This window comes from Blastococcus sp. LR1, assembly GCF_020166105.1.
GTDB lineage: Bacteria > Actinomycetota > Actinomycetes > Mycobacteriales > Geodermatophilaceae > Blastococcus.
This window is the reverse complement of the sequence record NZ_JAIUJY010000005.1, coordinates 1-13029: the sequence shown is the minus strand read 5'-3', so window position 1 is coordinate 13029 and position 13029 is coordinate 1. Positions and strand designations below refer to the sequence as shown.

Annotated in this window: 9 protein-coding genes; 4 read left to right on the top strand and 5 right to left on the bottom strand. The window is 72.7% G+C overall.

The window, feature by feature from the left end; all coding sequences use genetic code 11:
• The gene (locus tag LBW97_RS14950; RefSeq protein ID WP_224500154.1) at nt 1–945 is read right to left on the bottom strand and encodes a glycosyltransferase family 2 protein; all 945 of its coding nucleotides are present in this window, start codon (nt 943–945) and stop codon (nt 1–3) included.
• A gap of 155 nt (nt 946–1100) precedes the next feature.
• Between LBW97_RS14950 and LBW97_RS14945 the strand changes: the two genes are divergently transcribed.
• The 3 genes from LBW97_RS14945 (at nt 1101) to LBW97_RS14935 (ending at nt 6308) form a co-directional block, all read left to right on the top strand.
• Nucleotides 1101–3053 (top strand): arabinofuranosyltransferase, encoded by a 1953-nt coding sequence (locus LBW97_RS14945; protein ID WP_224500153.1) that lies wholly within the window; start codon nt 1101–1103, stop codon nt 3051–3053.
• A 125-nt stretch (nt 3054–3178) separates the two neighbouring features.
• On the top strand, nt 3179–4366 hold the full coding sequence (glf, locus tag LBW97_RS14940; protein ID WP_224500152.1) for a UDP-galactopyranose mutase: 1188 nt from the start codon (nt 3179–3181) through the stop codon (nt 4364–4366).
• Between the two features lies 1 nt (nt 4367).
• Nucleotides 4368–6308, top strand: coding sequence for a glycosyltransferase (locus LBW97_RS14935; RefSeq protein WP_224500151.1), 1941 nt, complete (start codon nt 4368–4370; stop codon nt 6306–6308).
• Between the two features lie 139 nt (nt 6309–6447).
• On the opposite strand, the gene LBW97_RS14930 is transcribed toward LBW97_RS14935, so the two are convergent.
• Genes LBW97_RS14930 through LBW97_RS14920 form a run of 3 tightly spaced genes read right to left on the bottom strand, consistent with a single transcriptional unit; the run spans nt 6448 to nt 8988 of the window.
• Nucleotides 6448–7362: a glycosyltransferase gene (locus LBW97_RS14930; RefSeq protein WP_224500150.1), complete on the bottom strand. Its 915-nt coding sequence runs from the start codon at nt 7360–7362 to the stop codon at nt 6448–6450.
• Entirely contained in the window at nt 7359–8129 is a 771-nt protein-coding gene (locus tag LBW97_RS14925; RefSeq protein WP_224500149.1) for an ABC transporter ATP-binding protein, read from the bottom strand. The genes LBW97_RS14930 and LBW97_RS14925 overlap by 4 nt, the downstream gene beginning before the upstream one ends.
• 25 nt (nt 8130–8154) lie before the next feature.
• Nucleotides 8155–8988: an ABC transporter permease gene (locus tag LBW97_RS14920; RefSeq protein WP_224500148.1), complete on the bottom strand. Its 834-nt coding sequence runs from the start codon at nt 8986–8988 to the stop codon at nt 8155–8157.
• 151 nt (nt 8989–9139) lie between these two features.
• Between LBW97_RS14920 and LBW97_RS14915 the strand changes: the two genes are divergently transcribed.
• Nucleotides 9140–12238 (top strand): arabinosyltransferase domain-containing protein, encoded by a 3099-nt coding sequence (locus LBW97_RS14915; protein WP_224500147.1) that lies wholly within the window; start codon nt 9140–9142, stop codon nt 12236–12238.
• An 82-nt stretch (nt 12239–12320) separates the two neighbouring features.
• Here the strand turns inward: LBW97_RS14915 and LBW97_RS14910 are convergent.
• The coding region (locus LBW97_RS14910; RefSeq protein ID WP_374490041.1) for an LGFP repeat-containing protein at nt 12321–13029 on the bottom strand (709 nt) is incomplete at its 5' end.

Genomic DNA, 13029 nt, shown 5'->3' with positions numbered 1-13029 from the left:
TCAGCTCTCCCGACGATCGGTCCGCGAGGTCTCGCGCACCGCGGCCAGCTCGCGGGCCCGCCGCTGGAACCGGGCACCCGCGGCGACCCGCCCGCTGACGTAGGAGACCAGCAGCCGGCCGCCGAGGCCGGCGCGCAGCGCACCCCGCAGCGGCGCGTGCCGACGGCGCGGGAACTGCCCGGACAGGTAGCGCAGCGCGCTGGTGTGGTGCACCCGCTGCATGCGGTGCGGCTCCCGGCGGGTGGCGTGACCGCCCTCGTGCTCGACCACCGCCGTCGGCACGTACACGTGCAGCCAACCGCGGCGGCCCAGCCGCTCGGCGAGGTCGACGTCCTCGAAGTACATGAAGTAGCCGGGGTCGAAGCCCCCGACCGACCAGAAGGCCGGGAGGTCCACCAGCAGGCAGGAGCCGCTGAGCCACCCGGCCGGGCGCTCCCGCGGCGCCTCCCGCTCCCGCCGGTAGCGGGCCGTCCAGGGATTGCCCGGCCAGGCCCAGCCGAGCAGTGCGTGGCCGGCGCCGGTGGAGAGGCTCGGGAGGTCACGGGCCGAGGGGTAGAGCTCGCCCTCGGGCGTGCGGATCGCCGGGCCGAGCGTCGCCGCCCGGGGCCAGCGCGCCGCCGCCGCCAGGAGCTCGTCGACCGACCCCGGCTCGAACCGCAGGTCGGGGTTGGCCACCAGCGCGTAGCCCTCGGCGAGGCCGGCCAGACCCGCGTTGGCCGCGGCGCCGTACCCGATGTTGCCTCCGGTGCGCAGCACCCGGACGTGCGGATGGGCCGCCGCGGCCCGCTCGGGCGCGCCGTCGGTGGAGCCGTTGTCGGCGAGGACCACCTCGACCGGCAGGGTCGTCGCCGTCGCGAGGGACTCCAGGAACCCGTCCAGGGAGTCGCCGGGCGAGTACGTGACGGCCACGACACGGAGCGGACGGGGCGTCGCGGGTTCGTACATGGGCACGAACGTAACGGGCGCGCCGCCCCGAGCCCCGGATGGACCGTTGTGCGGGCAGAGGGCAGGCTTGCCCACGGGGTGCGACGACGCGCTCCGGTTCAGTCCTGCCCGGGGTCCGCTCTCCCCGGGAACGCCAGACTTCACGGAGGTTCGCGATGACAGCCCGGAGCACCACGGAGCTCGCTCCGCCGGCGCACCCGGGGACCGCGACGGCGACGGCGGCTCCCGCCGGCCACCGCCCGCGACGGCTCCTCGTCCTCCTCCCGTGGCTGGCGCTGCCGGTCCTGATCGCCGTCGCGGCGCTGGTCCTGCCCCCGCCGAGCTGGCTCCGCTCGCAGTACCAGGGTTCGGGCGTCGCACTGGGGGTCGCGGCGCTGCTCGGGTGGCTGCTGACCCGGCGCAGCCCGCTGGCCCACCACACCGCGGGCGCGCTGGTCGCGGCCACCCTCCCGGCGCTCACGATCATCGCCCTGCACGGCACCGAGTGGTTCTTCTCCGGCCCCTTCGGCGACCAGTCCTTCCGGCTGCAGTACGCCGCCCGCTTCGCCGACGACCTGAGCCTGTCGGACTACACCTACCAAGACGTCCCGGCGTTCTACTCCCCCGGCTGGTTCTGGGTCGTGGGGCTGGTCGCCAAGGTCACCGGGCTGTCCAGCTGGCACGCCTACAAGTGGGTGGCGATCGCCTCGCTGTACCTGGCCGTCGTGCTCGCGTTCGCGCTCTGGCGGCTGACCTGCGGCCCGCGCCTGGCGGCGCTGCTGGTCGCCGTCACCACCTTCGGCCTTCCCTACGCCCAGAGCGGCTGGCTCGGCGGCGAGACCCTCTTCTTCGCCGGCGCCTACGAGCCCTACGGCTGGCTGGTCGCCCTGCCGCTGCCGGCCCTGGTCACCTGGTTCGCCGCAGCCGACGGCCCCTTCTCCTGGCGCCGCGGGCTCGGCCTCGGGCTGGCGCTGGGCCTCGCGGCCTGGCTCTACGTCCTGTACGCCGCCGTGGCGGTGGTCGCGATCCTGGCCGCAGTCGTGTGGCGCCGCCGCCAGGACCGCGGCCGACTGCTCGAGGTGCTCGTCGCCGGCGTCACCTCCGCGGTGCTGGTCTCCCCCTGGCTCGGCGTGTTCCTGGTCGAGTGGCTGGCGGCCGGCAGGCCCCCGGCCCTGGCGACCTCCTGGGTCGCCCCGGACTCCTACGTCCGGCCGCTCACCGTGTCGGCCTCTCCCTGGTTCGCGCTGGCGCTCGTCGGCGCCGTGGGTCTCCTCGTGGTCCGCGGGCAGCCACGCCTGCGGGGCGCCCAGGCCCTGGGCGGCGCCGCGATGCTGCTGGGCCTGTTCCAGATCGTCGGCGGCCAGCTCGGCAGCGGCGCACTCTTCCACCGCGTGCTGCTCGTCCTCGGGGTGGCGCTGCTGGCCGGCGGCACCCTTCTCCTGGTGGCGGTGGCCCCGCGCCTGGAGAAGCTGCTGCCGGCCCTACCGGCCCTGCCGGGGCCGGCCACGCTGCGGCGCGCGGCCGCCGCCGGCCTGGGCGTGCTGTTCCTGATCTCCCTCGGCGGGCACACCTACGAGTGGCTGCTGCGGGACGTCGACCCCCGCCGGCTGGCCCACGAGACGCCGTACCCCGACGGAACCTTCCCCGTCCTGGCCGGCGACGAGGCGCGGGAGGCCGTCGAGGGCGCTCCCAGCGCGGAGGAGCTCGCCGCCGCGATCCGGGAGACGGCGGAGGCCGCGGGCCAGGAGGCCGACGGCGCCGTGCTCACCGACGACATCCTGCTGCAGGCGACGACCCCCCTGCACTCCTACCAGCAGTGGTGGGAGCTCTACGCCAACCCGCTCGGCGAGTACGCGGAGCGCCGCGCCTTCCTCGAGGGGCTGGAGGACCTGCCCGCCGACGAGCTGGTCGCCCGGCTGCGCCAGAACCCCGAGGGACCGACCGTGTTCGCGCTCGAGCCGGACCCCGACGACGGGAGCCGGCTGGTCTTCAGCTCGGTGGCCTGGGCGCCGACCAGCGGCACCTCGTCGCGGTGGGAGGTGCACCTGCCCCGCGAGGTGCTCGAGGGCGAGGAGTTCGCGAGCACCGAGCTGGGCCCCGTCGTGGTGGCCGCCCTCCGGCCGGAGTGAGCCGCGGCACACCCGGGCCGCCGGGTGGGGCACCTGGGACGAGTGGGACGGTTCCTTCTCATTCCAGGCGCTCGTGCGCCGACGTCCCCGGAAGAGCGCCCGCGTCGCCGGTACAGTGCTCAGGCGTGACTTCAGCCGCACCTGACCTGATCGTCGTCGGCTCCGGCTTCTTCGGCCTCACCGTGGCCGAGCGGGTGGCCACCCAGCTGGGCAAGCGCGTGCTCGTGCTCGACCGCCGGGACCACATCGGGGGCAACGCCTACTCCGCCCCGGAGCCCGAGACCGGTATCGAGGTGCACGTCTACGGCGCCCACCTGTTCCACACGTCCAACGAGCGGGTGTGGCAGTACGTCAACCAGTTCACCGAGTTCACGAAGTACCAGCACCGGGTCTTCAGCATCTACCAGGGCCAGACCTACTCCCTGCCGATGAACCTGGCGACCATCTCGCAGTACTTCGGCAAGAGCTTCTCCCCCAGCGAGGCCCGCGCCCTGGTGGCGGAGCAGGCCGGCGAGATCGACACCGCCGAGGCCTCGAACCTCGAGGAGAAGGCGATCTCGCTGATCGGGCGCCCGCTCTACGAGGCGTTCATCCGCGGCTACACGAAGAAGCAGTGGCAGACCGACCCCACCGAGCTGCCGGCGGCGATCATCGCCCGGCTGCCGGTCCGCTACACCTTCGACAACCGCTACTTCAACGACACGTACGAGGGCCTGCCGGTCGACGGGTACACCGCCTGGCTGAAGCGGATGGCCGACCACCCCAACATCGAGGTGCGGCTGAACACCGACTACTTCGACGTCCGCGACGAGCTGCCCGCCGACGTCCCGACGGTCTTCACCGGCCCGATCGACAAGTACTTCGACTACGAGGCCGGCGAGCTCGGCTGGCGCACGCTGGACTTCGAGACCGAGGTCCTGCCGATCGGTGACTTCCAGGGCATCGCGGTCATGAACTACGCCGACGAGGACGTGCCCTACACCCGGATCCACGAGTTCCGGCACTTCCACCCCGAGCGCGCCTACCCCGAGGACAAGACCGTCGTCGTCCGCGAGTACTCGCGGTTCGCCGAGTCCGGGGACGAGCCGTACTACCCGATCAACACTCCCGAGGACCGCGCCAAGCTCGAGCACTACCGCGAGCTCGCCCGCAAGGAGGCCGCGGACAAGCGCGTTCTCTTCGGCGGCCGGCTGGGCACCTACAAGTACCTCGACATGCACATGGCCATCGGTTCCGCGCTCTCCATGTTCGACAACCGGATCCGGCCCTTCTTCGACCAGGGCGAGTCGCTCGACGGCCGTCTGGAGGACTGACATGACCAGCGCCCCCACCTCCCCCGAGCTGATCACCGATCTCTCGGCCGAGGAGCTGTCCCCCGGCAAGGCGGTGACGCTGCTGCAGCGGATCCTCATGCCCCGCCCGGCGGACCCGCGCAAGCTGCGCTCGCTCTACCTCGACGAGGAGCGCGCGGAGCGCATCCGCGTGGACAACCGCTCCACCGGGCACCTGGCCGCCGGTGACGAGATTTCCTTCGCCACCTACTTCAACGCCTTCCCGGCCGCCTACTGGCGGCGCTGGACCTCGCTGTCCAGCGTTGTGCTGCAGCTGCGCCTCACCGGCGCCGGGCGCATCGACGTCTACCGGTCCAAGGCCGACGGCGACATCGTGCACGTCACCGGGGCGGCCGTGAGCGGCGCCGAGGAGGTCGTCGAGCTCGAGCTGGACCTCACCCCGTTCGTCGACGGCGGCTGGTACTGGTTCGACCTCACCGCCGACGAGGACCTCACCGTCGTCGAGGGCGGCTGGTACGCCGACCGGGAGCCGCTGCGCCCCGGCCGGCTGGCCGTCGGCATCTGCACGTTCAACCGGCCGAACGACTGCGTCGCCGCGCTGGACACCATCGTCTCCGACCCCGTCGTGAGCGCCGAGCTCACCGCCGTGGTCGTGGCCGACCAGGGCAACAAGAAGGTCCGCGACGACGCCGCCTTCCCGCGCGTCTCCGGGCAGCTCGGCGACCGCCTGCACCTGGTCGAGCAGGGCAACCTCGGTGGCAGCGGCGGCTTCTCCCGCGCCATGTACGAGACCCTCGAGCAGACCGACGCCACCCACCTGCTGTTCCTCGACGACGACGTCCAGCTCGAGGCCGACAGCCTGCACCGGGCGCTGGCCTTCAGCCGGTTCACCGACGAGCCGATGCTGGTCGGCGGCCAGATGCTGGCGCTCCAGGACCGCTCCGTGCTGCACATCGGCGGCGAGGTCGTCGACACCTTCAGCTTCCTGTACCGGCCGGCCGCCTACGCGGTGAGCCAGCACGACTTCGCCGAGCGCTCCCTGCGTGAGACCAAGGAGCTGCACCGCCGGGTCGACGTGGACTACAACGCCTGGTGGATGTGCCTGATCCCGCGCGAGGTCCCCGAGAAGCTCGGCCTCCCCCTCCCGCTGTTCATCAAGTGGGACGACGCGGAGTACGGCCTGCGGGCCAAGGCGAACGGCTACCGCACGGTGACCCTGCCGGGTGCGGCCATCTGGCACCTCTCCTGGACCGACAAGGACGACGTCAGCGACTGGCAGGCGTACTTCTTCGCCCGCAACCGGCTGATCGTCGCGGCCATGCACAGCCCGCACGAGAACGGCGGGGGCATCGTCCGCAGCAGCATCAAGGCCGACATCAAGCACCTGCTCAAGCTCGAGTACTCGGCCGTCGCGTTGCACATCAAGGCCTACGAGGACTTCCTCGCCGGCCCGTCCACGATCTTCCCGGCGCTGCCCACCGCGCTGGCCGACGTTCGGGCGCAGCAGAAGCAGTACGCCGACAGCCAGGTCGTCACCGACCGGGAGCTGATCCCGGAGCCGGAGATGGAGCCGGTGGTCACCGAGGGCATGGCCCGCCCGCCGGTCGGCAAGGTCGCCATCGCCAAGGCGGCGCTGCGCGCCCTGCGGACCAACCTCCGCCCGGCCCGCGACACCGAGCGGCCGCAGCTGCAGGTGCCCGCTCAGGACGCCCAGTGGTTCCTGCTCTCCCAGCTCGACACCGCGACCGTGGGCACCGCCGACGGCCGCGGGGTCACCTTCCGCCGGCGCGACCCGGCCGCGTTCCGGGCCCTGGCCCGCCGGTCGGTCGAGCTCAACCGGGAGATCAGCCGTCGCTTCCCGGAGATGAGCGCGCAGTACCGCGCTGCCTACGGAGACCTGACGTCGCGGGAGAACTGGCGCGCCGTGTTCGAGGCCTCCGGCGGAACCGTCGCCAAGGGCTGAACCCCGACGACGTCGTCCCGGGTCCCGCACTCACCGTGCGGGACCCGGGACGACGTCGTTCAGGGGCAGGGTCGTTCAGGGGCAGGGTCGTTCAGGGGCAGGGTCGTTCAGGGGCAGGGTCGTTCAGGGGCAGGGTCGTTCAGGGGCGGGTGAAGCGCTCCTGGCGGCCCTGGCGCAGCAGGCCGAGCCACGTCTTCAGGCCCTGGACGTCCTTGCGCGCGAGGAAGAACCACGAGAAGCGAACCAGCTCGAGCGGGAGCAACCAGCGCATCCCGGGCTGGGACATCAGGTAGCCGCGGTTGCGGTAGGTGAAGAAGCGCTTGGTCTCATCGGCCGGGTACTGCGCCGAGAGCCGCCCACCGAGGATCGGCAGGAACTCCTGCGTGCCCTCCGGGTGGAGGTAGGCCGCCTGCATGCAGGTGCCGAACCGGAGGCCCGACCGCACCAGCCGGCGGTGCACCTCGGTCTCGTCGCCGCGCAGGAACAGCCGGTAGTCCGGCACGCCCACGACGTCGAGCGCGTCGGCGCGGAAGAGAGCGCCGTTGAACAGCGACGCGTAGTTGGGCAGCAGCTCCACGCCGGCGAAGTCGTCCAGCGTCCGGCGCCACTGCAGCCCGCGGCGCAGGGGGAAGGCCAGCCGCGAGGGGTCGGCCTTGTCCACGACGGCGGGCGAGACCTCGGCGAGGTCGTGGGTCCGGGCGCAGGCCAGCAGGGTGGCCAGGACCGTGCCGTCGGCGGGGCGGCCGTCGTCGTCGGCGCACCAGACCCAGGCGGCGCCCTGCGCGAGCGCGGTGAGGATGCCGAGGGCGAAGCCACCGGCGCCGCCGAGGTTGCGGTGCGAGGCCAGGTAGGTGGTGGGGACGTCGGCAGCCGCGACGACCGCGGCGGTCTCCTCGTCGGCGCCGTTGTCGACGACGACGACGGAGTCGACCGGACGGCTCTGCGACGCCAGGGCCGCGAGGCTCTCCGCCAGCAGCCCCGGACGCCGGTGGGTGACGACGACCGCGATGACCGGCCCGCCGGAGTCGGCACCGCTCACCGGGGGCGTCGTCACGCCGGGCTCATGGCGTCGTCGGGCCAGGGGTCCTTGCCCTTGTAGGCGGTCAGGACCTCGCGGAGCCCGCCCTGCTGCTTGACCTGCCCGTGCTCCATCCAGATGGCGGTGGTGCACAGCCGGCGGAGGAACTCGTCGGAGTGCGAGGCGAAGACGAGCAGCCCGGCACGCTTGACCAGCTCCTCCAGACGGTCGCGGGCCTTCTCCAGGAACGCGGCGTCGACGGCGCCGATGCCCTCGTCGAAGAGCAGGATCTCCGGCTCGATGCTGGTGACCACGCCCAGCGCCAGACGCACCCGCATGCCGGTGGAGTACGTGCGCAGCGGCATGTCGAGGAAGTCACCGAGCTCGGAGAAGTCGGCGATCTGGTCGACCCGGGCCTCCATCTGCTTGCGGTTCATGCCCAGGAAGAGGCCGCGGATCATGATGTTCTCGTAGCCGGAGATCTCCGGGTCCATCCCGACGCCGAGGTCGAAGACCGGGGCGACCCGCCCCTCGATCGTCGCGGTGCCGCTGGTCGGCGCGTAGATGCCGGACAGCAGCCGCAGCAGCGTGGACTTGCCCGCGCCGTTGTGCCCGACGAGGGCGACGCGGTCGCCCTCCTCGATGCTGATGTTGATGTCGCGCAGGGCCTGGATGACCGGCACCTTGCGGTCGGAGCTGATGTTGCCGCCCACGACGCCGAGGACGGCCTTCTTCAGCGACCGGCTCTTCGCGTCGAAGATGGGGAAGTCGACGCTCGCCTGCCGGGTCTCGATGCGGACCACGTGGTTGTTCCTCTCTGCGGAGCGGTCAGACCCAGTAGGAGACGCGCGTGCGGTAGCGGCGCATCGCCCACATGGTCACCGCCCAGCCGACGAGCGTGATGGCCAGGACGACGATCCAGTGGTGCCAGACCGTCTCCTGGCCGAGCATCGGCCGCCGGATGATCTCGATGTAGTGGAGGAAGGGGTTGATCTCGGCCAGCCGGGCGCGCTCGGCGATGGCCGGGTTCGGGCTGTTGAGGAAGTCCTCGTAGATCCACACGATCGGTGTGAGGAAGAACATCAGCTGCACGACGCTGCCGATGATCGGGTTCAGGTCGCGGAATCGGCTGCTGGCCATGCCGAAGAGCAGTCCCACCCACGCGCCGTTCAGCGCCAGCAGCAGGAAGGCGGGGAAGAACAGCAGCAGCGACCAGTCCAGCGGGCGCGGGAAGATCAGCAGCATCACGACGTAGACGATCAGGTTGTGCGCGAACAGCAGCGTCTGCCGCCACACCAGCCGGTACACGTGCACCGAGATCGGGGCCGGCAGGTGCTTGATCAGCCCCTCGTTCTTGATGAAGACGTCGGAGCCTTCGAGGATGCAGCCGGAGATGAAGGCCCAGACGATGAAGCCGACCAGGATGTAGGGCAGCTGCTCCTCGAGGGAGTTGCCGAAGAGCCCGGCGTACAGGATGCCCAGGGCGACGGCGGTGACCGCCATGCTGATGGTGATCCAGATCGGGCCGAGCACGGATCGGCGGTATCGCTGCCGGATGTCCTGCCAGCCGAGGTGCGCCCACAGTTCACGGGAGCGCCAACCGGCGACCAGGTCCTTCCTCGCCCCTGCCCAGGCAGCGGCCGACGGCGCGGTGACGGTCATGTCCGCCGAGGCTACCGTCGTCCCGGACTGGACCGCCCAGCCACCGGTGCCCCCGGGACTCCAGTGACCTGCGGGGTAACCGTGACGGACCGGTCACACCATGCGACTGTCGCGGCCGGGTCGGCCTCTGCTGCGCGGCTACCCTCGCCGCATGCGCTCGCACAACCCCGCGCAAGAACGGGCCTCTCGGTACCGCTGGCCCGCTCTCGGGCTGGCGGTCCTCTCGTTCTTGGCCTCCCTCGCCTTCGTCGTGGCCCCCGTCGAGCAGCCGGAGGCGGTCTACAGCTGGCCCGGCGCGTCGGGCGACGCCTCTCCGGTGGCCATCCCGCTGATGCTCTTCCAGCCGGCGGAGCTGAACGCGACGGGCGCGTGCGCCGACGTGCGCGGCCAGGAGCCGCGCACGGTCCTGCTGTCGACCACGCCGATCATCGAGCTCCCGGGCGAGCCGCGACTCGACGGCCTCCGCGTCCTCGTCGGCCCGGACGACTCCCTGCGGATCCGCAGCGGGGGCACCGAGCTGGAGGAGTACGCCCTCCCCGCCTCGGGCGAGTGCACGTGGACCGTGCGGTCGACCGAGACGGGCACCACCCTCACCGTCGACGGCGAGCCGGTGCGCGAGGCCGCCGGTGACGTGCGGCCCGCGGTCGCCGGCGTGTTCACCGACCGCACCACCCCCGGGGACCTGCGGGTCGACGTCACCGCCGACACCGTCTTCCAGACCAGCGCCTCGCCGCTGAAGCTCGCGTTCGCCGTCCTCGCGGTCCTGGCCCTGATCGCCACCCTGGTGCTGCTCGGGCTCGGCGACCGCGCCCGGCGCGCCGAGGGACGGACCGGGTCGTCGGCGGCTCCCGCGCGGCTGCGCAGCCCGGCCCCGCTCCGCTGGCTCGTCGACGCCGCGGTCGTGGCGGGGCTCGCCGTCTGGACCTTCATCGGCCCCTTGACGGTGGACGACGGCTACATCTCGGGCATCATCCGCGGCCGCGGGGACAACGACTACATCGGCAACATCTACCGCTGGTTCAACGCCCCCGAGGCGCCGTTCGGCTGGTTCTACGAGGTCATGTACCTCTGGTCGCAGATCAGCGGCTCGACCAGCTGGATGCGCGTGCCCTCCGCGCTGCTCGGCATCGCCACCTGGTTCCTGTTCTCCCGGGGGCTCCTCCCCCGGCTCGGCAGCTTCGCGCGCGGTTCCTGGGGCTTCCTCGCCGCCGCGGTCGTCTTCGGTGCGTGGTGGCTGCCGACGAACCTCGGCCTGCGCCCCGAGCCCTGGGTGGCCGCGGGTCTCGCCACCGTGCTCGTCCTCCTCGAGCGCGGACTCCGCCTCGAGCGGCTGCTGCCCGTCGCCGGAGCGGCCGTCGTCGCCGGGGCGACGCTCGCGGTGACGCCGACCGGTGCTGCCGCCTTCATGCCGTTCCTCGCCGCCGTCGTGCCCCTGCTGCGCCTCGCCCGCCGGACGATCGGCCTGCCCGCGGCGGCCGCGGTCGCCGTGGCCGGCGCCGGGTCGGCGCTGCTGCTGATGTTCGCCGACCAGAGCCTGGCCGCGGTCCTGCGTGCCAACGAGATCCGGGCGGTGCTGCCGGGTGCGGTCCCGTGGTCGTCGGAGAGCGACAGGTGGGACCAGCTCCTGAGCGCCGGGGAGATGCAGGGCTCGCTGGCCCGGCGGGTTCCGGTGCTGCTCACCCTCGCCGCCGTCGCCGGCATCGTGTGGCACCTCGCCGCCCGCCGCTGGTCCGACGAGGCGACCCGGGGCCTGGCTGCGCGACTGGCGACCTCGTTCGGCCTCTCCCTGACCGTCCTGCTCTTCACCCCGACCAAGTGGACGATGCACTTCGGGGCCCTCGCCCCGCTGGGCGCCGCGCTGATCGTGCTGGCCTGCGGACTGTTCGCCCGGCCGTCCCGCGACGACGACCCGTCGTGGCCGGACGACGGCGCGGTGCCGGCGCGAGGCCGGGTCGGTGTCGGCGAGCTCGCCCGCTCCTCGGTCGCGCTGGTGGCTGTCCTGATGGTGGCCGCGCTGTCCTACGCCGGGTGGAACCAGTGGGCCTACCTGTCCAACAACGCCATCCCGTGGCGGGACCTCCCCCCGCAGCTGTTCGGTCTCTCGTTCTCCTCCGTCTTCCTCCTCGGCGCCGGGGGCGTCGCCGTGCTCGCCACCGTGCTGGTCGTCCGGGCGCGGGTGATGGACGAGTCGGACATCCGCGTGCCGGGGGTCCGCTGGCTCCCCACGGCCTCGTTCGTGGCGGTCTCCCTGGCCGCGCTCACCGTCGCCCTCCAGCTGGGCAGCTTCGCCAAGGCCAGCTACTCGCAGCGCGACACCTACTCCCTGGCCTCCGACGTCGCCGCCACCGCCTCCGGGCAGCCCTGCGGGCTGGCCGAGGCGCTGACCGTGGAGACCGACCCGAAGGCCGGCCTCCTCCGGCGGACGGATGCGACGACGGAGGAGGAGCCCGAACCCGTGCTCGACAACTTCGTCCCCGTGACCGACGGGGACACCCCCGTGGGTCCCGCGCTGAGCTCGGCGGGCGTCGGACTGCCGGGCTGGATCGCCACCGCGCACACCTCGGCCGACGGCCGCCATCCCGCGACACTGGTGACCGGCTGGTACGAGCTGCCCGAGGGGTTCGCCACGGGCGACCTGCCGCTCGTGGTGACCACCGCCGGCGGCTGGGGGGTCGGCTCGAACCTCGTCGCCGAGTTCGGCACCGTCTCGGGCGACCGCGTCACCCCCGAGGCCGCCCGCGGCATCCCGAAGCCAGGAGGCAAGGCGACGGGCGCCCAGGACGCGCGCCTGGATCCCGCCACCACGCCCGCCGGGGTCGACGTCGTCCGGCTGATCGCCAGCGACAACGGGGCCGACACCGACCTCCCGATGGCCGTGTCCGCTCCGCGGGTGCCGGTCACCGAGCAGTTCCAGGACGTCGTGGACCCGGGCAGCCCCGCGATCGTCGACTGGCCGGTGGCCTTCGTCTTCCCGTGCCAGCGCCCGTCGGTGCAGGAGAACGGGATCACCGACGTCCCGGAGTGGCGCATCGCCTCGGCCGGTGACGGCGGCGACATCATCGTCGCGGACTTCGTGGGCGGGCCCTACGCTCCGGCCCGCACCCTCGTCGACCAGGTGGTCGTCCCCGTGTACACCGACGGCCGGCCGCTGGACCGGCCCATCCGCCTCCTCCAGTGGGTGCCGCGCATGGACGTGGGCGCCCCGGAGACGGCGATCGAGAGCCGCAGCGTGGCTGCCTGGCAGGGCTGACCCGCCCCTCGGTGCAGGACGACGACGGCCCCCACCCCGCCCGGCCGGGCGGAGTGGGGGCCGTCGCTCGTGGGCCTGCCGGTCAGCGGTACGTGACGGTGACCGCGCCGGTCGTCGCGTTCCAGGTGATCCGGCCCTGCTCGAAGTCGTTCGCCCGGCCGCCGGGCACCGCGTACTCGCTGGTGGTCGGGTAGCCGAGGCGGGAGGTGACGCCGCCGAGCGCCTGGTACCGCGCGAAGATCGAGCCGTACACGGCCTGCGGTCCGAGAGCGGGAGTCCAGAACACCGTGCCGATCTGGAAGCTGCTGTACCGGCCCTTGCCGTCGGAGGTCGCCTTCTCGTCCGCGGTCGGATAGCCCAGCGGCCCGGTCTCGTAGCCCTGGCTCGCCCACAGGTCGCGGATCGAGCCCTGCACCACGTGCACCCCGGCCGGGCTGTCGTAGATCGCCGCGTTGCCGGCGAAGGCGTTGAACCACGCCTTCCGATCCGGCGTGCGCAACGTGCTGGTCACCGGCAGCCCCCGCTCCCAGGTGAGACCGCCCAGCGACCGCCACTTCGCGACGACGTCGCCGGAGATCGACCGGGCGCCGCCGGCGGGGGTCCAGGTGATGACCCCGCGCTCGAACTCCGAGTAGCGCCCCTTGCCGTCGGGGGTGACCTTCTCGTCCGCGGTCGGATAACCCAGCGGCCCGGTCTCGTAGCCCTGGCTCGCCCACAGGTCGCGGATCGAGCCCTGCACCACGTGCACCCCGGCCGGGCTGTCGTAGATCGCCGCGTTGCCGGCGAAGGCG